This window comes from Paenibacillus xylaniclasticus (assembly GCF_004001065.1).
In the GTDB taxonomy this organism is placed as follows: domain Bacteria; phylum Bacillota; class Bacilli; order Paenibacillales; family Paenibacillaceae; genus Paenibacillus_T; species Paenibacillus_T xylaniclasticus.
In genome coordinates this window covers 362,976-384,891 of record NZ_BIML01000005.1, presented here as the reverse complement: position 1 = coordinate 384,891, position 21,916 = coordinate 362,976, and the positions used below count along the sequence as shown (strand labels likewise).

The following is a 21,916-nucleotide window of genomic DNA, read 5'->3' as shown; positions in this document are numbered from 1 at the left end:
ATCCTTCAAGGGTCGCCTTTTTTATTTGCAGCTTATCCTTCGGGATGCAGCAGATTAACAGGTTCCATATTTTAACGTAGAACTTTCGATGGTATTTGACGTACTTAACTATTGAAAGCGGGGGATTAGAACGTTGAATAGTTGGCGAAGAATGAGTTTTGCGGTAGGCTTAGCGAGCCTGCTGTTGTTGTTGCTGAATACAAATCCTTCTGCCGCAGCCGCAGGTCAGCGTTTTAACGATTTGCAGCAAGCCGGCTGGGCATCAGATGGCATATATTATTTGGCGGATAGAGGGACGGTGGCCGGTTACGGCGGCGGAAAGTTTAAGCCTTTGAATTCGATCACTAGAGCGCAAGCGGTGACCTATCTGGTGCGCGAGCTATATCCAGAGGCATCTCCAGCTCTGCAGACGGGGTATGCCGATGTGCCGAAGAGTCATATGTTCCACCGGGAGATTATGATCGCCGCGGATAAAGGGCTGGCAGGGGGCTTTCCTGATGGCTCATTCAGACCAGACGAGCCGGTCAGCCGTGCGGAGACAGCGGCTATGTTAACTCGTGCATATGAGCTTGTGAAAGGGGATCGCGAGCTAAGCTTCCGGGACATTCAGGAGCATTGGGCAGCGTCGTCTATACAAGTGCTGACCTCCAATGGCTTAGCAGGAGGATATCCGAACGGTACGTTCATGCCGAACCGGTCTGTGAACCGGGCGGAATATGCTGTGTTCTTGTCCAGAGTCATTCAGTTTAAGCGGGCGCAGGCTATCGAGGCTGATAATTGGGATGCTCTATTATCGCTGATGACGGTAGAGGAGAAAGCAGGACAAATGCTGATGCCTGATATTCGTACATGGAACAACAAGCCGACAACGGCGGTTCATGCGGGTATTACATCAACGGTTCAAGACCATAAGCTGGGCGGACTCATTTTATTCGAGAAAAATATTACCGGCATTGAGCAGCTGACCACCTTTAATGATCAATTGCAGAAGCTTTCCGGTGACATTCCTCTATTCCTCGGCATCGACCAGGAGGGCGGTGTCGTGAGAAGAATACCGGACGGTACTAATCTTCCCGGCGCAATGGCGCTCGGTGCGGCTGGTGATGCGGCTTTATCGCTTGAAGCGGGAAAGGTCACAGGGGCTGAGCTTCTATCGCTTGGCATCAATGTAGATTTTGCGCCGGTGCTGGATGTGAACGTCAATTCTGCAAACCCTGTCATCGGGATTCGTTCCTTTGGGTCCGATGCTGAGCTTGTCGCCGAACAGGGAACGGCGTTTATGAAGGGCTTACAGCAGGAGGGGGTTATCGCGACGGCGAAGCATTTTCCCGGACATGGGGATACGAGTGTTGATTCCCATCTAGGCTTGCCCGTCGTGGCTCACAACCGCCGGCGGCTGGAGCAAGTAGAGCTTAAGCCGTTTCGCGAAGCGATTAAGCAAGGGGTAGATATGATTATGACTGCCCATGTCGCTTTTCCAGCGGTTGAGAATGAGATGGTAATTTCCAAGAAGGATGGCACAAGGATTAGTCTGCCCGCCACCTTATCGAGGAAGGTCGTAACGGGATTGCTGAGAGAAGAGATGGGCTTTCAAGGGGTTGTCATCTCTGATGCGTTCACGATGAATGCCATTGCGGAGCATTTTGGAGAACAGGAGGCGGCGGTGCGTGCCATTTCATCAGGGGTAGATATCATTCTAATGCCGCAAAATTTAACGGGAGTATTCAATGCTATCGTAAAGGCTGTCCATGAGGGAGAGCTGAGCGAACAGCAGCTCGACACGTCGGTCAAGCGCATATTAAAGCTAAAGCATAAATATGGACTGTTCGAGCCATCCGATTCATTGCAGACGAAGCTGAAGCAGGCGAAGGGTATCGTTGGATCGAAATCGCATCTTGCCGTAGAGCGGAGGATCGCGGAAGAGGCAGTTACCTTGACGAAGGCGGAGAACGGGCAGCTTCCTCATCCTCCGGTAAAGGCTGGCAGCACTATTGCGGTGGTCACCTCTGCTTCCACACAGGCACAGCTTATAAAGAGTAAATTGAAGGAGCTTGGTCTTCCGCAGCAGGTCAGCGTAAATACAGCTGTCCAAGGTGCGGTAACGACTGGTGAGCTTCAAGCCTTGCTCTCCACAGCGGATTATTTCATCGTAGCAACGAATGACTTCCGCAGTACCTCGGGCAGTTATAACTGGTCGGACTATCAGGTGATCATTGATGCCTTGAACGCGGCCTCAAAGCCGTATGTACTGCTTTCTCTTGGCAATCCTTATGAGCAGATGTATCTTCATGATGTACAAAATATGATAGCGGTCTACGGTGCCGTAGAACCGAATATCACGGCGGGCTTAAATGTGATCTTGGGGAATCAAGAAGCACGCGGCAAGCTGCCGGTTGCACTGTCGTTGAATACGCCGTAGAGAAGCTGGGAGCTGTCGCTGTGCGACAGCTCCCTTTATATGTATAGCGACAGCCTTGTTCAGCTATTGTTCGGCGGCGGAAGGGGGTTATTCTCCGCGGGCTTTAACTAGGCGATTGACCTTTAATGCGAGGTTGAGGTGGAATTGAACCTCCGGGTCTTTCAGCTGTACCCCTAGTATCTGCTGAATTATGTATCTTCACAGAATGTATGTTTGCTGATAGGCATTCAGTCCTCTTTTCGTGCTAGAATAGAATAGGCAACCGTGAGGGAGAGATGATGAAATAATTCCAATGCTTGCCACTAATAGTCTGAAAATTCAATAAAATAGGAAGATATTAGGCATATTGAGACAAAGAGGTGTATGAAATTGTGAACAAAGCTATGATGAAATGGGTGTTGACCCAGCAGGAACCAGCAGCATTATACGATCTAGCTAATGTTACGGACTGTAAAGTAAAAGGCTTTCGTGAGATCACAAGAGCCAATATAAAGCAGGTTCGGTCTCAGGTTATTCATGAACTGCAGAAACCGGCCAAGACCGTGAAGCTTAAAGTGGGGCTGTACCAACAGGTCCTTAATACATTAACCGAAGAGGTCGTCAAGGAGCTTCGAGAGAAGAAGCAGGATGAGCTCTTGGAGCTTATAGATACGAAGAAATATAGCCCTGCAGATGTGCTTCTGGCTCTTATAACGGGGGAGGCGGAGCAGCTGGCACTGGCAGAAGCTCTGTTTCAAACGATTTCGGAACAAGAAACTATGGCCGAGAACGAGCCGCAGGCCGATTCTCAGCATGACCAGGAGAAAGAGCAGGCCGTCATCGAGACAGCTGCCCCGTCTTTGGAGCCAATTGTTCGAGAGCTGGAAGAACAGCTTGCTCAGGCGAAGGACAAGGCAGCACAGCTTGAGGCCGCATTGAAGGAGCTTCGAGAGAAGAGGAAGACTGAGGCACAGGAATGGAAGAAGGAACGAAAGGGTTATACAGAAGAAATAAAAGCATTAAGAACGGAACTAGAGCATACAAGCGGCCAAGCTGCCTGGCAGGAGGCTGTAATCGCTAAGCTGCAAGCAGAAGTGATTCAGCTTCAAGAAGAGGTCACAAGCTTGACAGAACAGGCTGAGATGAAGACAGCAGAAATCATTCAGCCTCCGGCTCAGCCAGCTAGTCCGACACTAAGTCCCATGAAGGTTGTACTGGTAGGCGAATATATTAACGAATCGATCCTAGACACACCGAAATTTGATATTGAATTGGTCAGCAATAATCAGATTGAGGACCTTCTTCGACGCAGCGTAGAGGCCGAGGAGATTTGGATGTTATCGTTTCAAATTTCACCTTCCAAGCAAAGAAGGCTGCGCAATGCTTGCAAGGACAATAGCTTTAAAGAATTTGCTACATTGGTAGAACTCCAATCGTACATCAATAAAAAGTGAGGGAACGACAGCATGAATAAAGATTGGAATTTGGATTTTGTAGGAATATTGGCAACGGAAGAAGATCTACAGAGACGGCCAATTATTATTAACTCGCAGAACGTGCTGCAATTTTTTGTGAGACTCATTTCTGAAACCCCGTATGGATTCCCCAATGCAAATTTGTTTACCTGTTATGCGAGCGATCTGACCCGATACGGCTTCGAGGATGATTATTTTCGGCCTGATGATGAGCGGAAGGATAAGCTGGAACGGTTTTTGAACGACTATATGCTCATATTCCGGCCGCAGAAGAAGATTCTTCCGAATCATAACGAGATCTATGCCGGCAAAGAGGTGCGGCTGATTCGGAAGTCGGACAGCTACGTAGACGGTACGACATTCATTCCTGTTCCTGTATTCAGTGCGGAGCAACATGATATTTCCTACGACGATTTTATTCAGAAATTGTTAAACGGTAAGTTTGTAGGCAGAATCGAGAGCATCTCGACGGAAGCGAATGATACTCCACAATTTATTATTTGGAAGCAGAAGGATAAATATAGTCTCATTGGTGAATTCGACAAGCATCAGTATGCCCATGGAGGATACTGTTTAAATATAGCTGGACAGCTGAAGGTAACGGAATTTGAGGATGATTTGTTAGAGGATTGCTATAGCACGTCGGAAAACTCGACTCTTATGTTCGTGCCGTTAAGTATTTATCAGAGTATGAGCACGATGTTAGAAGCAGCAGCTCCACTCGATAGCTTGCAGGACGCTGGTTTGGCGGTCGCCGCTGCGGTGGCTCCTGAGAAGCCTGTGGAAATCAAGCAACCAGAGTCTGCTCCAGCTGCAGCATCTGTTGTACTGAAGGAGACGGCCAAAGAAGCGCCTGAACCTATGCTCTCCTCGGATAACGAGGAGCTTCGGTTCATGGAGCATTTTATTCAAGTGACGAGAGAGCTTGGTCTGCAATATTCCGAGAAGGATCTGTTCAATTTTCATACGGCTATGAAATCGAATACGCTCAACATTATTGCCGGAATGAGCGGGACAGGGAAATCCAAGCTCGTTCAGGCGTACGCGCGTGCTTTGGGGCTCGATGATGATCAATTCGTCATTATCCCGGTGCGGCCTTCTTGGACCGATGATTCCGATCTGATCGGATATGTTGATGCCATGAACATGGTATACCGTCCTGGCGATTCGGGGCTGATTAACACCTTGATTCAGGCGCAGAAGGAAGAGAACCGTAAGAGTAAGCTTTATCTGATCTGCTTTGATGAGATGAACCTGGCCCGGGTGGAGCATTACTTCTCGCAGTTCTTGTCTGTCCTTGAGATGGACCCGCAGCGCCGGTTCCTGCGGCTGTACAATGACGATCTGACGGGCCGATTGTATAACACGGCTCAATATGAGCCTGTTATTACGATTCCGGAGAACATTATGTTCGTAGGAACGGTTAATATTGACGAGTCCACGTATCACTTCTCGGATAAGGTGCTCGATCGGGCCAATGTCATATCGCTTGATATTTTGCCCTATGCAGGTCTGAAAAACTTAGGTCAAAAGGAGCGTAAGCCTCAGGGTCGGAAGACGGCGTACTCTTTCGAGGAATACAGCAAATTCCGTCAGACGGAAGGCTTTACGCTAAGTGATCGGGAAGCGGAGTTTTTCTGGATCTTGCATCGGACGCTTCAAGAGTCGAATAAAAATCTTGGCGTTGGTCCTCGCGTTGTTCGTCAGATTGATATGTATATTCGGAATTTGCCGGACAACCCTTACATTACGAGGCGGGAAGCTTTGGACATTCAAGTGGTGCAGCGTATTCTGACTAAGCTGAGAGGTCCGGAAGGACTGCTTCGGGATTTGATTGGCAAGGTGGATGCGAGCGGTGAATTAGTAGGCAGTAAACTCGTCGAGCGATTGAATGAGTACAAGGACATCTCTGACTTTACCGAAACGAGAAATGCACTGATTCACAAAGCGAAAGAGTTGAAAATTAATGGCTACACCATTTAATGAGCTCCCGTTTGAGCTCTCCTTTCAGGTAGGCAATACGCACCACAGTGTACGCCGGTTTTATGACAATGAGCACGGTTTCTATGAGCATATTGATGACCCTTCGGTTGTGCTTGTTGAGAATCTGAAGATCACAATCGATTTTAAGTCATCTGATGATAACGCTAGACTTTATATGTATGGGCTGGAGACGATCCCTTACCGCGGGGTGGAGTTCGATGAGAGGGGAGAGGCCTTCCTCTTCCCGAATGAAGGAAGCATTTCCCTCTTTGACGAAAGCTATTATCCATTAATTCCGGGGACGTATCAGATCCGGGTCGAGAGCGAAGATAAGGTGTGGTATGCTCCCTTCGCGATACAGCCGAAGCAGATATCAACGCATCAGCTGAACATTATGCGGGATCAGCTGGAGGATGTGATTAGGGGGCTGGCGTTTGATTTTATTGGCAAGCAGTTCGCCAAGGGCCAGCAGCTTGGCAAATCGCTCCCCCCAAGGCTGCTAATGCAGTTCATGATCATCTCCAATCACTTTCCGAATGTGATGGCTGCGCTTAGCGATCTGTACACGAAGGTCAACTTCCGAACGCGCAAGGAGTATGACATCGTCCGGTCTGATCGGGCGAACGTCGTCGACGAGGAGACGGTGCGGCATCGGCTGAAGCATCCGGAGATGAAAGGCTTTCTGAAGGTGCCTGTTCGTACGATTGACTATAATTTACCTGAGAATATATGGATCAAGCATATTGTCAGACAACTCATCTTAGTGTTGAATGACTTCGTGCTTTCTGTCGAGCAGCATGCATCGGCTCTTCAAGGGGAGATCGAGCAGCTGCAAAAATTCGATTATCAGGCCAGTACGAAGATCGTACTCGAACAGAAGAGCAAGGTGCTCGATGAGCTCCAGCAGTACTTGGACATGGTGCAGCGGATGAAGATTGGCTTTCAGCTTATTACCTCCGCCCACTGGTATGACCAGCTGCAGGAGAAGCCGCTCACCGTCGTGCCCTATGTGCTGACGAAGGATGCCCGGTACCGCTCCATCTATATGCTGTATCGGGAGCTCCAGCAGGATGAGCTGGAAATTATGCTAGACCCGATGTATTCCTATCAATGGAAGCGCACCGATAAGCTTTATGAAATGTGGGGCTATGTGGAGCTGCTGCGAATTTTGGAGAAGAAGCTGGAGTTTAATCCCGTTCGCGGCTGGATTTACAATTTACACTTCAATGGAGAGGGGATGCTGATTCCATCTTTACCGGCAGGGGAGCGAGTCATTCTAGAAAAGGGTGAGCTTCAGCTTCACTTCGTCTACGACGGCGTTGTGCCTTTAACGAGTAAAGAGACGCAGCTGTTCGTGCATCCGCTCTATGTTCGCCAGCAGTATAACCGTCCGGATGGACGATTGGATGTCTATCGAGCTGGAGTATATTGCGGATCGATTATGATAGACTTTAAGTATCGCCCGCGCCATAACTTCTGGGAGAAGGATAGGGTGAATACGATCGCTCGCACTCGCGAGATGAACCAGTTGATTGCATATAGTGACAGTCGCTCTAGCTTCCTATATGGGGAGGACAGACTCAATAATAAGCCGCTGCAACGGCTCAGTCCGGTTGCCGAGGTATGGGCGTTCTATCCGGTCAAAGAAGGGCGCGAAGAGAGTCCGAGCTCATCGGTCGATCACAGCTTGCGGCTCATTCCTCTGACCCCAGGGAATTCGAATGCGCATGTGACGGGCGAGTTTGAACGAATCCTTCAGCAGCTGCTGCAGGATAGCGAAGCATTCGCAGGCAATTCCAAATAAGCTGAATTCGAACGAAAGGACTGCTGAAGTGACAGCAGTCCTCTTTATAATCCCCATTCGGATTGTAGAAGCTCTTTCAGCAGGGCTGCCCGCTCGCTCCCGATCGACTCGACGATTTTGGCTTCGAGCGAGGCTTTAATAATCGCATTCTTCTCATAGCATTGTTCACCGAACTCGGTTAAGCGTATGCATTTATCTTTATTGTTATGCTGTGCCTTGCTTATTTCGACTAGTCCCTTGGACTCCAGACTTTTAATGAATTTATGAGTAGCCTGCCGCGAAATGTCTACATGCTTGGTGACATAGGATATGGTGGGCTGTTTCTTGTAGATTCTCGCCATAATAAACCATTCTGAATTCGAGATGTGCAGGTCATGATTTTCATTCCACAATCGATTGGTCAGGCTGCGCAGCATAACATGACGTTCTCTTATTAAGTCTATCAAGTTTAAGTCTGGTAATTCGGAACTCATTCTCTCACCGCTTTCCGCATATCTCCATTCAATATACAAAAAGCGTCCGTTCATTGTCAATTAGGTTGACAATGGTGTATAATAGAACTAAATTGTCATCTTAGTTGACGATATCGAGGGGGCAACAGCAATGTTTGAAGTGGGTAGTCTAATCATATATTCAGCACATGGAATTTGCCGAATCGATGGGATAAGCGAGAAAACGATTTCCGGGGTTTCAAAACATTACTACGATTTGCATCCGCTGCGTTCCGCTGGGTTAAAGATCAGCATTCCGGTCGATAACGATTCGATACTCATGCTGGATCTTATTGAAAGGGATGAGGCGGAGGTCATCATAGAATCCTTCAGGTCTCCCGGTGTGGAATGGATAGATAAGAGCTCGGATCGGAATCATACCTATTCGAATATATTGAATTCAGGGGATCGGAAGGAAATTGCGAAGGTTATTAATACTTTAATGCGTCAGAAGCATAAGCTTCAATCCAACCATAAGAAGCTGAATCAACAAGATCAGAATATGTTGAACTCCACTCAACAGATCTTGTTTAATGAGATCGCTATTTCATTAGACACGACCTACGATGCCATATTGGATCGAGTTAACCGTATCGTCGAGGCTGTCTTTCACAGTGAAGAGCGAGTGCTGAGTCATTCAGGAAGGTGAGCCCATTATTCCAAGCGTGTTCGAAGCGACCGTTGACCGGTGTTAACCGGAGACGGTCGTTTTTTGTTGTATATTTGTGGCAGTCCGTGGAACGATATGCAAGGGAAAGAAGCGTTACCTCGGTGGTTGTCGAGGATCGAGGATGGATAAAGGGGTGCTGACATTGAACTCGTTGGACTGGAGCCGGGGATTGACAGAAATGACGCTTGCGTTTCACATCTTGTTCGCAACGGTTGGAGTGGGTATTCCAATATTTATTTCCGTGGCCGAATGGATTGGAATTAGGAAAAATGATTCGCACTATTCGCTTATGGCCAGGAGGTGGACTCGCGGCTTCGTCATCACAGTGGCGGTAGGTGTCGTTACCGGTACGTGTATCGGTCTGCAGCTTAGCCTGCTGTGGCCCAATTTCATGAGATTCGCTGGCAATGTAATAAGTTTACCGCTCTTTCTGGAAACGTTCGCATTTTTCTTTGAAGCCATATTTCTCGGTATCTACCTTTATACATGGAATCGATTCTCGAATCCTTATTTGCACTGGCTGCTGACCCTTCCGATTATTATCGGATCATCGGCATCCGCCGTATTTATCACGATGGTAAACAGCTTTATGAACACGCCGCAAGGATTTACGCTAGAGAACGGCATGCTGACGCATCTCGATCCACTTGCGGCTATGTTCAGTCCAGCCACACCTTCTAAGGTTGCCCATGTACTGTCTTCCGCTTATTTAACCTCTGCTTTCGTATTGGCGATGATCGCAGCGTTCTCTATGCTGAGAGGAAGAATAAGCGACTACAACAGAAAGTCTATCCGTCTTAATATGAAGCTTGGTCTGATTCTGGCGGCAGCTACGATCTGGATTGGTGATTTGTCTGCTATCTTCCTTGCGGAGGAGCAGCCCGAGAAGCTTGCTGCGGCTGAATGGCACTTTGAGACTAGCAACAGAGCTTCTCTTATTATTGGCGGACGGCTTCACCCCGATACGAACGAAGTTACGGGGGCCATAAAAATTCCTAATATGCTGAGCTTGCTTGCCACCCATGATCCTAACGGTACCGTGATCGGACTGAACGATTTTCCGCAGGACGAATGGCCGCCGCTGTACGTCCACTATTTGTTCGATGCGATGGTCGGCATCGGCTTTTATTTGCTGGCCGTGCCCGTTTTGTTTCTCGTTTTGTCCCGGATGAAAAGCAGGAATGCTTATAATCGCTGGGTGCTCGGAGCGATCCTTGCTGGGGGGCCGTTCTCTCTGCTTGCAATAGAGCTCGGATGGTTCTACGCGGAAGTGGGCAGATTGCCGTGGATTCTAAGGGGATACATGCGCGTATCCGATGCGGCTACGACTAGTTCCAACGTCGGTTTCACGTTCTGGCTCTTCGCCGCATTGTACCTCTTACTAGGTATTGTCTGTTTGCTTGTTCTAAGCAAGCTGTTTCGCAATAAGCCGGCGGAGCTTGAGCTTGAGGAACGTAGAATTATTTTATAGGGGGCGTTTCGGTGTCAATTGAGCAACTGGGGATTACGGTGCTATGGGTCTTTCTATACGGCTATCTGATAGTAGCATCTATCGATTTTGGAGCTGGGTTTTATGCTTACTACGGCAGGATAATTGGTATAGACACCGTGATTGGACCTGTCATTTCAAGATACTTGTCGCCGGTATGGGAAGTGACAAATGTGTTCCTCGTGTTCTTCTTTGTAGGTATCGTCGGTTTTTTTCCTGATACGGCTTATTACTATGGAACAGCCTTGCTGATCCCCGGAAGCATCGCGCTAGTACTTCTGAGCGTACGGGGATCATTCTATGCGTTCGCGAATTATGGCGCAAGGAAGAGTAACCTGTACCTGCTTGCCTATGGCGCGACGGGATTGCTTATTCCGGCATCCTTATCGACAGTGTTTACCATATCTGAAGGAGGATTTTTGTCCGTTACGGGTAATAAAGTGTCGCTGCTGATGGATGAGCTGTTCTTTAGCGCTTATTCCTGGGCTGTCGTACTGCTGGCAATATCGAGCGTACTGTTTATCAGCTCGACGTTCTTGACCTATTACGCTGACCATGCGGAAGACGAGAGGGCGTTGGAATGGCTTCGTTCCTTTGCGCTAATGGGGGGCGCGCCGACGATCGTCTCCAGCCTATTTATCTTCATTGCACTGCGCAACCACAATCAGGAGCATTTCCGGAACATGCTTCATTACTGGTGGCTATTCGGTCTGTCGCTGGTATGTTTTGTTATTGCAAGCTATTTAATATGGAAGCGACGAAAATACGGAACGGCGTTTGTTATGGTTATGCTTCAATTCGCATTCGCCTTCTTCGGCTACGGCATCTCGCATCTTCCTTATTTGCTGTACCCGTATCTAACGGTTGCAAGCAGCGCTACGAATCCGGTTATGGGCAGGGCGTTAGTCGTATCGTTCGTGGCCGGACTTTGTCTGCTGATACCTGCGTTGACGCTTCTGCTTCGGTTGTTTCTATTCAATGTTAATTATGTAAAGGGGAGAACGTCATGAATTCCTTCGATCGCCAGGATCGGTGGCTGATGCGGATATGCTTTGGAATCGCTTTGCTTCTATTGCTATCCGCGATTCGTTATATTTAACGGTTGCGGTCATCCTTTAGAACGTCCTTTTTACCTTGGGCATAGTATGGTTAACATCCCAGGAAGGAGTGACTCCGATGTATTATCATGCGGCTCCTGTTACTTATGGACATCCATACTATACGAACGGGCATATGGCGGTTTACCCTTCTGTTCATGTGAAATATCCGTTTGCTCAGCATGGATACCCTTTATATCCGCCAGGTAAGACACCCATACAAGATTATGGACCAAGGCCATACGTCATTAATATCGCTGAGGCTGCGAGACGAAACAAGACGTACAGAACGACTCTATGGACGGGGAAACACTTTCAAGTGACCGTGATGAGTATCCCTGTTGGGGATGACATCGGTCTTGAGGTGCATCCGACAACAGATCAATTCATACGGATTGAAGAAGGTCAGGGGCTGGTTCAGATGGGGGATGCGAAGGACCGATTAGACTTTACGGCATACGCATACGATGACTATGCCATAATGATACCGGCTGGCAAATGGCATAACGTCACGAACACGGGCCACAAGCCGCTCAAGGTATATGTCATTTACGCACCGCCTCAGCATCCCCATGGCACGGTTCATATAACAAAGGCTGATGCTATGGCCTCCGGAAGCTAATGAGAATTGGATAAACGGAAAAGTAGAGGAACTCAGGGCACCCCGTGGGGTGCCCTGAGTCTATTAAGAATATTAATCCTTATTTTATTTATTTAAGCAATTGAGTTTCCTGCTGGAACTTAGCTTGTTCGATAGTGATCCGTCTAATTATGCGGATGGTCTCCAGAATATGTAGTAAGTCTCTCATTCGAAAATTAGATATTCGATCTTGTTCGGACTTATTTGGAGAAGGCTCATCGTGTTGATGATAATGAATCGTATCTGTCCAGTATCTTTTTGGATGATACGTATCGTAATGAAATTTCCATTGACGGTTGAGAGTATAGTTCCAGTTATATTCAAACTTTTCAATGGTTCTTGTTTTTCTATCAATGTATTCGTTTACTTCGAGCACTCCGAGACCATCCTGAAGAGTGATTGTCTTTCGAACCTGCGGCCACCCGTCTCTTCCATCGTGATTACCGGGCTTTACTTCCCCTTGGATGATGTCCGCGAACTGATTGGCGATGTAATCAAAGTCGGTTTCAGGCATCTTCTGGTCTCTATTTACTGCCCAGTGCTCATAATTAACCATTATTCAGTTCGCTCAGCTTTCTCTCATAGAAATTCCACCATGACGCATCACTTTCCTCGCTGGGCGATAAAACACGTCCACCGAATGCCTCATCATACGACAATGTTTCGTATTTATCCTGTAGTCGACGCAGCTCGTTATGGAGTAATTGACGTTCATCATCATCAGCAAATGAAGCAGCGGGATTTCCCGAGTATTCATCAATTAGTTTACCCAACGGAACAACAGACCCATCTCGCAGGCGGAAGGGTGTAAAATGGGGTATTCGTGCATGCTTTCCTGGTTCAGGGCGACGATACCCAATAAATCTGCCCTCATCGATCCATTTATTAATTGCAGTAACTGAAACGTCAAAGATTTCAGCGAGTTTTGTTGTCTTATAAAATGTTGGCTTGGCTTTAGTGACTTCAGTAGATGCTTGATCGACGTAGTCTGCTACACATGACAAAGCAGTCGCGATTTCCGAATCTGAGTCGCTTAAGTGAGTCATCACTGCATAATCCCGCATGACATTTAAAAATGCTTTAAAATCACTAATATTTAAAGCAATTTTCTCGCTATCTTCCATGGATTCGATTGTTTCGATTAATGCACCAAAATGTCGGACCTTTTCTCTATCCAAAACGGTGGACATTAACTTCACCTCTTTAGGCATAGGCTTACACCTCCTATTATACAAATCACAACCTCAAACTGCAATAAAACTGCAACTAAAATCTACAACCAATCTATGCATGTAAGTCTAACCAATATGAACATTTTTATACGAAGTGATTCTAGCCATGAAAATTTGTACTGGCACATGCAGAAAGCGGCATATAGAATACAAAATAATAAGAATGATTCCTATACTAATTGGATAAAATGAGTAGAATCTATTGAATTAATGATAGAACCACAGCAAGTTACATAAAAAACAGTTTGAATTATTACGAATTATTTTGCTATAGTAGTAGTCAGACCGGTTGGTCTGGTGAAAGGATAATGGTATGGACAAAAAAACGTACATTATTGAAGTAGCTACTGCTCTATTTCAGAAGAAAGGGTATATGGGGGTAGGGCTTTCCGAGCTGCTACAGGCATGCGATATTTCCAAAGGGGCATTCTATCATTACTTTCCTTTGGGCAAGGAGCAGCTGCTTGTCACATGTCTGGAAGCGTTAGGCCAAGTGATTGTACAGGACATGGAGAGTATTTTCGGAGGGAATAGAAGTACTCAAGAAGCGCTTTCGGTGGTGCTGGATAAGCTGATTCAGCTGTACGACAATGAGGGCACAATCGCAAGCTACACGTTTACAAGCATTGTTAGCGAGATGGGTGCACTAAGCGAAAATGTTCGATCAGCATGTGAGCGAGTATACGAGAATTATGAACGCATTATAGCCCGCAAGCTTGAACAGGAAGGCATGTCGACGGATGAGGCCAGACAGCATGCACTGTTCATTATTGCGACCCTGGAAGGCGGCATTATGCTTTCATTGACCAAGAAGACCAGTCAGCCGCTTCGAATGATTTCACAGCAATTAGGCCGCATATTAAAGACAGAATAGGAGTTACTCATGAACGCTCATGTGCAGGTGAAAAGTCCCAAATTAATTGCATTCGTATTGATGTTCGGTGCATTCGTCGGCTTGTTCGGCGAAACGGCATTGAACATGGCTTTAACCGAAGTCATGGAGGATTTCGAGATCAGTCCGAGTACGGCCCAATGGTTAACGACAGGCTATCTGTTAGTATTAGCGGTGTTGGTTCCGTTGTCGTCCTATTTGGTACGTTGGTTTACGACACGTCAATTAATTATTAGCGCATTATGCTTTTCATTAATCGGTTCTTTGTTAGGAGCGATAGCCCCTGCTTTTCCAGTATTGCTGATTGGACGTATGGTACAAGCCCTTGGAACAGGCATCTTCCTGCCGTTGATGTTTAGCGTTGTACTTATGATTTTCCCGATTCACAAACGCGGCGCCGTAATGGGTATCGTTGGTCTGGTCTTGACGACAGGCCCTGCATTAGGCCCGACAATTGCAGGTCTTATTATTAGCTCCTCGAGCTGGCATTATATTTTTTGGATTATGATCGTGTTATATGCAGTTGTCTTCTTGATTGGTGCTTCGAAGGTAGAGAACACTTCGACCATTACGAAGCCGAGCATCGATTTGGTGTCGCTGCTGCTGTCGACGATTGCTTTCGGAGGCATTGTGTATGCGTTGGCTACGATGGCCGAAATTTCGTTCTCGGACCCTCAAGTGTGGCTGCCGTTGGTCGTGGGGATTATTGCGTTACTGCTGTTTATAATCCGCCAGTTGAAAATGGCTGAGCCGATGATTAATTTACAGGCGTTTAAGTATCCCATGTTCTCCTTGGGCGTCGTGATGATGTTCGCCACGATGTTTATGATCCTGTCGGTGGCGATCTTGACTCCGCTCTACTTGAAAAGCGTATTGGCCTACACTGCTATTGGAGCGGGTCTCTTGATGCTGCCAGGTAACGTACTGAACATTATTATGGCGCCTATTGTAGGGACGAACTTCGATAAAGTAGGGGCCACAATATTTACGCGCATCGGCTTCTCGCTGATTACGATTGCGTCGATTCTGTTCCTAGCTACAATTTCGTCTACAACGCCAGTATGGCAAATCGTTGCGATTCTGTGTGTCTTTTTCTTAGGAGTATCGATGGCGATTATGCCGTCTCAGACGAATGCGATGAATGCATTGCCGGCTAAGCTATATGCCGACGGCTCCGCTGCTCTCAATACATTGACGCAGGTAGCTGGCGCCGCAGGTACGGCAGTTGCGATTACCGTATTTACATCGGCCCAGAATCGATATATTGCAGAGCACGGTCCTAATGAACCGCATAAGTTTTTGGCTTACGGTGTCAATCATGCGATGATTCCGGTACTTATTGTAGCAATCGTGGGCTTAATCTGTTCTCTGTTTATTCAAAACAGCCGTTCTGCTCATTAATCAAATGAAGGGCAAAAGACCGCAATTTTGCGGTCTTTTGCTATGTTCAATGGGAAAAAAGGGTCATCCAATTTGCTTCGGGGATTGAGATGCCCGTTTCCGGGCTGCGCTAATCAGCATCGGAATGGCAATGAGAAGTCCGAGTATAACCGTGATAAAGGAGGCCTCGAGTCCAAATTCACCTCCTGTAAGAAGGATATCTCCCTTCAAATTTTTCGTGAACAGACCGCCCACATCGTGTCCCGAGACAGGAAAGTCGAGCAGGCAATCAACGAAATCCCAGGCAAAATGCAGCCCCATGGCAAACCACAGGTTCTTTCGCCACATGAAGGCAGCACCAAGCAGAATACCTGCCTCGATCGCAATGGCGATTCCGCCCCATAGGGTTGCCCCTGGATTTCCAAGATGGGCAACTCCAAAGAATAGGGAGGTTACAGCGAGAGCTGCCCAGTTTCCCGCCAGCTTTGAAATAGCCTGAAGCGCAAGACCACGAAAGACCAGCTCTTCAACAATGGATGCGCCTAAAGAGGCACCTATAGCGGAAATGATAACAACGTCTATATCCGCATCGGCCCATTGGAAGGAGTAGCCTCCAGCGGCAGTGATAATAAGAGTAGCAGCGCCAATGAGACCGATTGCGATTAGCGCCCCTAGTCCGGCCTCTTTGCCTGCGCGTGCTATTGACAGCTCTGGAGTTGATTGTCGGGCTAGATACTTCATTGTAAGCTTATAAATAGCGATTACGATTAAGCATAGCACTACGTATAAGAGCAGGGAGGCAATCCCCTCCGCCGGCTCTATCAGCAGGTAAAATAAATCATTCACGACCAGGATACTCAGTAACCCTACGATCATCCAAACGAGAGGAAAGCGCCAGATTCGGCTCCATGTACTTTTGCTCCCGTTGGTTTGCTGCGCCTCATGGCGCGCAAAACGATTCGTCATGCTATCTTTCAGCTCCTTAATGGTTTGATGTTAATGAGTATAAGCTGAAAAAGTCATAGTAAGAGAGTGCACTTTAGTCATGATTCGTATATGACTATATGTATGATCTGTTAAGATTAACCATATGCTGATGAGGCAGACACTAGCGAGAGCTCAACTCAGTTCGATACTAAGAGCCTGCTTCAAGGGAAATTCTAAGCATAATCCTTAATTCTAGGTTTTGTGAATATTTATATACCATATACTGGTTTATAAATGGTATATAGAGTTGATGTGCACGTTTGAGGTGGAGGCAAGTAATTGAAAGACCTAAATATCAAGTGTATGATATGAGAAAATTAAGGATAAGGAGTGAGAAGCATTGGCTAAAAAATCATCTCAATTTTGGGCCTTGCTTTTATTCTCAATTGGCGTATTTATGGCGCAGCTGGATAACGGAATTATTAGCTCCGCGCTCACGACCATTAATCGCCATTATGATGTGACCGATAACTGGGGCGCATGGGGAATTACCATTTATACGTTAGGCTTAGCGATTAGCTTGCCGGTTGTAGGTAAGCTTTCCGACAGATACGGAAGAAAGAAGCTGTTTCTGATTGAAATCGCCTTGTTCGGCTTAGGTTCATTATTAGTCGCGCTTAGTCCATCGTTTGGCTTATATTTAGCCGCACGCTTTATACAAGCACTTGGCGGCGGCGGTATTTTCATTATCGGGAACTCTCACATATTAAGTACAGTTGAGTCAGGCAAACAGGCGAAATATTTAGGGCTTCTCGGCGCAATGAACGGGGTCGCGGCTGTATTGGGGCCGAATATCGGCTCGTTCTTGCTCGATGCAACGGGGAATTGGCATATTCTATTCTTGATTAACGTTCCCATTGCCGTTGTCCTGGTTATTCTCGGCATCGTGAGATTGAAGGAATCGTCAGATCCAAGCCCTGGGCGGCTCGATTTGCTGGGAACGATTATTTTATCGCTCGCCATCTTGTCACTGATGTACGGATTGACCAACATCGATGTTGATTTCTGGGCAAGTCTGCAGCAGCTTGATGTATCCGGTTATATCGGTGCAGGAATCTTATTGTTTATCGTGCTGATGTTCTATGAGTCAGCATTGGCGCGCAAGGAGCATGGCGACCCTATTCTGCCCTTGTACTTAGTTAAGCAGCCTCGTTTCTTAATGGTTCTTCTCATTGGTGCTCTATCAGGCGGTATTTTGGCGGCGATGATATTTATTCCGGCCTTTACTGAGAACGTGCTCGGTATTTCAGCTGAAAAATCAGGCTACTGGATGACCCCTCTTGCGGTAGCAGCGGGCTTGGGAGCGGGACTGGGCGGTACGCTTGTGACGAAGCGCGGTCCTGTGTTTACCGTAATCATGTCCGGATTAATTGCTGCAATCGGGTTCGCTTTATTCCCGTTATGGATTGATGCGAAATGGGAATTTATCGTCTCCAGTATGATTGCCGGCGTCGGGATAGGGGTCATTCTAGGCGCACCGTTAAACATTCTGGCCACTGAAGGATTACAGTCGAACAAAGGTACGGCGCTCGCTTCATTATCGTTGCTCCGCCAGGTCGGGATGACGATCGCTCCAACGATCTACGCGGGCTTCATTGCGCGAGGCTATAGCAATATCGGCAATCTGTTCAAGAATGATTTCCAAGAGGTTCTGCAGGATCATGTTGCACAGGCGAATTTATCTCAAGAAGCACTTGGCGAGCTGGCTCAAATCGGTCAACAGATGGCTTCAAGCGCGGGGCCAATTGATGCCAATCAAATGAATGAGGCCGTTGATGCCATTCAAGACCCTGCACTTAAAGAAGTTGTCTTAAAGAGCGTTGCTGAAATGACCAAAAGAGCTGCGGAGAATGGTTACGGCGGCTTATACTGGTCAGCGGCAGTTCTAGGTATTTTGATTATCGTTGCTTCATTTATATTGGTACCGCTGCGCGAGAAAGCCGCTTCCGCAGCACGTGCTGAATAGAATTTGGATTTACAATTGGAAGCCCAGCCTTTATAGTTCAATCAGTGGGTAAACAACCAAATATTATTTGTGGTTATGGAGGCGATAAGCATGGCGAAGATTACAGTAGGACATGAGAATGGTGCACCCATTCAGCTTCATTATGAAGATTACGGCACGGGCAAGCCGATCATTCTTATTCATGGCTGGCCGCTTAGCGGGCGCTCTTGGGAATACCAGGTTCCCGCTTTGGTAGAAGTCGGCTATCGAGTGATCACCTACGACCGTCGTGGGTTCGGACAGTCCTCGCAGCCTTGGGAGGGTTATCATTACGATACTTTGGCAGCCGATCTGCATGAATTGATTACGCAGCTCGATCTGCGTGATCTCACACTTGTCGGCTTCTCCATGGGCGGCGGCGAGGTTGCAAGATATATCGCCAATTATGGCACGGAGCGGCTATCTAAGGCGGTGCTTGCTGCTGCGGTTCCGCCGTACTTATATAAAGCGGAGGATAATCCGGATGGCGGTTTAGATGATGCAACGATCCAAGGGTTCCTCAACGGTGTAAAAGCAGATCGTTTGGCATTCCTCGATTCGTTCTCGAAAGGATTTTACGCTGCAGGGGGAAGAACCGACCTCGTCAGCGAGCCATTCCGTCAGTATCATTGTAATATTGCTGCCTTCGCATCGCCGAAAGCAACCCTCGATTGCATAACGGCGTTCAGCTATACCGATTTCCGCGCGGACTTAGACAAATTCGATCTGCCGACACTTGTTATTCATGGAGACTCGGATGTAATCGTTCCTATCGAAGTCAGTGGTCAAAAAGCACATGAGCGTATAGCCGGAAGTCAGCTAGCGGTCATCCAAGGCGGCCCTCACGGCTTGATCGTGACGCATGCTGCGGAGTTCAACGAAGCTCTGCTTCGGTTCCTGGAGGACTAATTAGCCGAGAAATAACAAAGCACCTCGATGGTCGAGGTGCTTTGATCCTTTATTGAGCTTGAGCATATGGGTTGAACTCATTGGTATACAGATCTTCAAGCTTGACCTCTCCAGGCTTTAACTCGCCGTTCTTCTCCAGCCAATCGATCCATATACTAAAGTTTTTGTCTTGAATGACGCCGCCTGTAGTCGCGATGCCGGTGCTCTTCCAATACTTTAAGTTTTCGGTTGGTTCATTGCCTTCACGGGAGGATACGATCTTCTCGAAGCGGGCAATAACTTCTTCGCGAGGCGTGTTTCTTGCCCACTCGATGGCTTTGGCGACGCCTTCCGTGAAGGTTTTGACCGTCGTAGGATTTCTAGCGATATACTTTTCCGTGAAGAAATAATCACCAGCCGTAAACTCTCCGCCGAACACGTCGATATCCTTGAACAGCTCCACGAGTCCGCCGCGTTCAACTGCGCGGTCTCTAGCTACGCCGCTCGTAATAATAATATCAAGCTGTTTGTTTCTTAAGGTCTGCTCGGCGCTTCCGGAAGGAATCGTCATGAGAATGACCTCGCTAATTTCCTTTTCCGTCAGTCCGCCTTGCCGCAAATAATCTTTGACGAGAAACTCTGCATGCGCGCCGAGGATGTTCATGCCTACTTTCTTGCCTATAAAGTCCCTCGGCTCTCGAATAGGGCTTTCTTCAAGCACATAGGCCCCCATATAAGTGTTCTCATCGCTTCCGTAGCTTCCGACAACCGATATAATTTTGACGTTTTTGGATACGGCCTTAATCGTTGCGCCGTTAAAAGCAGTGCCGAAATCGATCTCACCTGTCGCCGTTAACTGGATACTTTCAGGTCCGCCGACGGTGTTGCTCACCTTCTCCAGCTTTAAGTCGCCTAAGTAGCCGAGATCGGCCGCCAGCTCCGGAAAGTTAACAAGACCTGGTGAGCCTTGGTATTGCAATACTTTGTCTTCTTCACCGGAGCTGCTGCCCGATGAAGAGCAGCTGGCCAGCAGACCGGCAATCAGAGTACTCATGAGGAAAGCGAGGACGATTTTATAAGACTTTTGCATAGGCTAGTTGATGTCTCCTTACGATTGAATAGTGTTTAAAGCTTGGCTTGCAGGGTGAACAGGGACCGAGAGACCTAAATTTTCACGCAGCGTCGTGCCCTCATACTCGGTACGGAACAAACCGCGACGCTGCAGCTCCGGAATGACGAGCTCCACGATATCGTTCAACCCGTCAGGGAAAGTAGGAGCCATGACGTTAAAGCCGTCAGCCGCTTCATTATCGAACCATTCCTGTAACTGGTCCGCAATTTGTGCCGGCGTACCGACAATTTCGCGATGTCCCCGAGCGCCTGCAATAAATTCATACAGCTCCCGAATCGTTTGAAGACCTTCGCGCTCCGCGATGCCGCGGACAATATTGGCGCGGATTTGCGGATTGGTTGGATCGTCGCTTTTAGCGTGTGCTGGGATTGGATCATCGACATCATAGCCGCTAAGATCAAGGCCAACAAAGTTAGAGAGATAAGCTAGACCAGCTTCCGGCGAGATATAAGCATTTAATTCTTTGCGCTTAGCAATAGCCTCGGCCTCTGTATTGGCAACTGTGATGAAAACTCCTGGCATAATTTTAAGATCATCCGGTTGGCGTCCGTATTTCGCCAGACGTCCCTTCACGTCACGGTAGAAGGCTTGAGCCTCCTCGAGCGTCTGCCAAGCTGTAAAAATAACTTCAGCTGTTTTGGCGGCAAGCTCTTTACCAGCCTCAGAGGAACCGGCCTGCACAATAACAGGATGGCCTTGCGGGGAGGCTGGCGCATCCAATGTTCCCTTAACCTTGAACCATAGTCCTTCATGGTCTACGGGATGGACCTTCGTAAGATCGAGATATTTGCCGCTTTCCTTATCAATGACAAGCGCTTCGCGCTCGATAGAGAGCCACAGCTTTTTCACGACATCAACGAACTCTTCCGCACGGACGTAACGATCGGCGTGGGCGAGATGCTTTTCCTTGCCGAACAAGGTCGATTCCCTCGGGTTTGCAGAAGTCACGACATTCCAAGCGGCTCTGCCTTTCGATAAGTGATCGAGTCCAATAAATTTACGGGCGACTTGGAATGGCTCATTGTACGTTGTTGTCAGCGTCGCTACTAAGCCGATATTTTTCGTTACAGCGGTTAATGCAGACAGAATAATGACAGGATCCAGCTTGAGGCTGGAAGGCGAATTCTCTTGCAGCGCCTGCCCGAATACATCCGCGAAGAAAATCGTATCGAACTTGCCGCGCTCAGCGATTTGGGCAAGCTCAATGAAATAATTCAAGTCAAAGGATTGCTCCGGACGAGTCGTTGGGTAACGCCAGCTTGCAAAATGATGTCCCGGTAAATTTAAAAATGCACCCAGTTTTAATTGTCTCTTGGTCATGGTATCCACACTCCTACTATCCAGATATATTTACTTGGTTTACGGCGCAACAAA

Annotated in this window: 18 protein-coding genes; 12 read left to right on the top strand and 6 right to left on the bottom strand. The window is 47.7% G+C overall.

Going from position 1 to position 21,916, the window contains the following annotated elements; all coding sequences use genetic code 11:
• The first annotated feature begins 133 nt into the window (after positions 1-133).
• From PXY01_RS09060 to PXY01_RS09045, 4 genes are all read left to right on the top strand, one after another.
• Positions 134-2,419 (top strand): glycoside hydrolase family 3 N-terminal domain-containing protein, encoded by a 2,286-nt coding sequence (locus PXY01_RS09060; protein WP_127569469.1) that lies wholly within the window; start codon positions 134-136, stop codon positions 2,417-2,419.
• A 371-nt stretch (positions 2,420-2,790) separates the two neighbouring features.
• Positions 2,791-3,852, top strand: coding sequence for a coiled-coil domain-containing protein (locus PXY01_RS09055; RefSeq protein WP_127569467.1), 1,062 nt, complete (start codon positions 2,791-2,793; stop codon positions 3,850-3,852).
• Positions 3,853-3,864: 12 nt separating this feature from the next.
• On the top strand, positions 3,865-5,856 hold the full coding sequence (locus PXY01_RS09050) for an McrB family protein (protein WP_127569465.1): 1,992 nt from the start codon (positions 3,865-3,867) through the stop codon (positions 5,854-5,856).
• The gene (locus PXY01_RS09045) at positions 5,840-7,660 is read left to right on the top strand and encodes a DUF2357 domain-containing protein (protein ID WP_127569463.1); all 1,821 of its coding nucleotides are present in this window, start codon (positions 5,840-5,842) and stop codon (positions 7,658-7,660) included. The genes PXY01_RS09050 and PXY01_RS09045 overlap by 17 nt, the downstream gene beginning before the upstream one ends.
• Positions 7,661-7,704: 44 nt before the next feature.
• On the opposite strand, the gene PXY01_RS09040 is transcribed toward PXY01_RS09045, so the two are convergent.
• A complete protein-coding gene (locus PXY01_RS09040; RefSeq protein WP_127569461.1) occupies positions 7,705-8,133 on the bottom strand; it encodes a MarR family winged helix-turn-helix transcriptional regulator in 429 nt (142 codons plus the stop codon).
• 130 nt (positions 8,134-8,263) lie between these two features.
• Here PXY01_RS09040 and PXY01_RS09035 point away from each other — a divergent pair, with 130 nt between their 5' ends.
• The 4 genes from PXY01_RS09035 to PXY01_RS09020 all read left to right on the top strand — a co-directional run bounded on the left by PXY01_RS09035 (position 8,264) and on the right by PXY01_RS09020 (position 12,029).
• The gene (locus PXY01_RS09035; RefSeq protein ID WP_127569459.1) at positions 8,264-8,800 is read left to right on the top strand and encodes a CarD family transcriptional regulator; all 537 of its coding nucleotides are present in this window, start codon (positions 8,264-8,266) and stop codon (positions 8,798-8,800) included.
• Between the two features lie 157 nt (positions 8,801-8,957).
• A complete protein-coding gene (locus PXY01_RS09030; RefSeq protein ID WP_127569553.1) occupies positions 8,958-10,292 on the top strand; it encodes a cytochrome ubiquinol oxidase subunit I in 1,335 nt (444 codons plus the stop codon).
• Between the two features lie 11 nt (positions 10,293-10,303).
• A complete protein-coding gene (locus PXY01_RS09025) occupies positions 10,304-11,320 on the top strand; it encodes a cytochrome d ubiquinol oxidase subunit II (protein WP_127569457.1) in 1,017 nt (338 codons plus the stop codon).
• A gap of 166 nt (positions 11,321-11,486) precedes the next feature.
• Positions 11,487-12,029 (top strand): cupin domain-containing protein, encoded by a 543-nt coding sequence (locus PXY01_RS09020; RefSeq protein ID WP_127569455.1) that lies wholly within the window; start codon positions 11,487-11,489, stop codon positions 12,027-12,029.
• A gap of 88 nt (positions 12,030-12,117) precedes the next feature.
• Here PXY01_RS09020 and PXY01_RS09015 read toward each other — a convergent pair whose 3' ends face one another.
• Both PXY01_RS09015 and PXY01_RS09010 read right to left on the bottom strand, forming a co-directional pair.
• Entirely contained in the window at positions 12,118-12,561 is a 444-nt protein-coding gene (locus PXY01_RS09015; protein WP_127569454.1) for a toxin-antitoxin system TumE family protein, read from the bottom strand.
• A 34-nt stretch (positions 12,562-12,595) separates the two neighbouring features.
• Positions 12,596-13,258 (bottom strand): MerR family transcriptional regulator, encoded by a 663-nt coding sequence (locus PXY01_RS09010; RefSeq protein WP_127569452.1) that lies wholly within the window; start codon positions 13,256-13,258, stop codon positions 12,596-12,598.
• Between the two features lie 334 nt (positions 13,259-13,592).
• Here PXY01_RS09010 and PXY01_RS09005 point away from each other — a divergent pair, with 334 nt between their 5' ends.
• Both PXY01_RS09005 and PXY01_RS09000 read left to right on the top strand, forming a co-directional pair.
• Entirely contained in the window at positions 13,593-14,153 is a 561-nt protein-coding gene (locus PXY01_RS09005; RefSeq protein WP_127569450.1) for a TetR/AcrR family transcriptional regulator, read from the top strand.
• A gap of 9 nt (positions 14,154-14,162) precedes the next feature.
• On the top strand, positions 14,163-15,572 hold the full coding sequence (locus PXY01_RS09000; RefSeq protein WP_127569448.1) for a DHA2 family efflux MFS transporter permease subunit: 1,410 nt from the start codon (positions 14,163-14,165) through the stop codon (positions 15,570-15,572).
• 63 nt (positions 15,573-15,635) lie between these two features.
• Here PXY01_RS09000 and PXY01_RS08995 read toward each other — a convergent pair whose 3' ends face one another.
• Entirely contained in the window at positions 15,636-16,517 is an 882-nt protein-coding gene (locus PXY01_RS08995; RefSeq protein WP_127569446.1) for a CPBP family intramembrane glutamic endopeptidase, read from the bottom strand.
• Positions 16,518-16,878: 361 nt separating this feature from the next.
• On the opposite strand from PXY01_RS08995, the gene PXY01_RS08990 reads away from it, so the two are divergent.
• Together PXY01_RS08990 and PXY01_RS08985 are read left to right on the top strand one after the other, a co-directional pair.
• A complete protein-coding gene (locus PXY01_RS08990) occupies positions 16,879-18,504 on the top strand; it encodes an MFS transporter (protein WP_262385111.1) in 1,626 nt (541 codons plus the stop codon).
• A gap of 90 nt (positions 18,505-18,594) precedes the next feature.
• A complete protein-coding gene (locus tag PXY01_RS08985) occupies positions 18,595-19,431 on the top strand; it encodes an alpha/beta fold hydrolase (protein WP_127569444.1) in 837 nt (278 codons plus the stop codon).
• Between the two features lie 49 nt (positions 19,432-19,480).
• Here the strand turns inward: PXY01_RS08985 and PXY01_RS08980 are convergent, their stop codons facing one another.
• Together PXY01_RS08980 and PXY01_RS08975 are read right to left on the bottom strand one after the other, a co-directional pair.
• Positions 19,481-20,500: an ABC transporter substrate-binding protein gene (locus PXY01_RS08980; protein ID WP_127569442.1), complete on the bottom strand. Its 1,020-nt coding sequence runs from the start codon at positions 20,498-20,500 to the stop codon at positions 19,481-19,483.
• Between the two features lie 18 nt (positions 20,501-20,518).
• Positions 20,519-21,862 (bottom strand): LLM class flavin-dependent oxidoreductase, encoded by a 1,344-nt coding sequence (locus PXY01_RS08975; RefSeq protein WP_127569440.1) that lies wholly within the window; start codon positions 21,860-21,862, stop codon positions 20,519-20,521.
• Between the last annotated feature and the right edge of the window lie 54 nt (positions 21,863-21,916).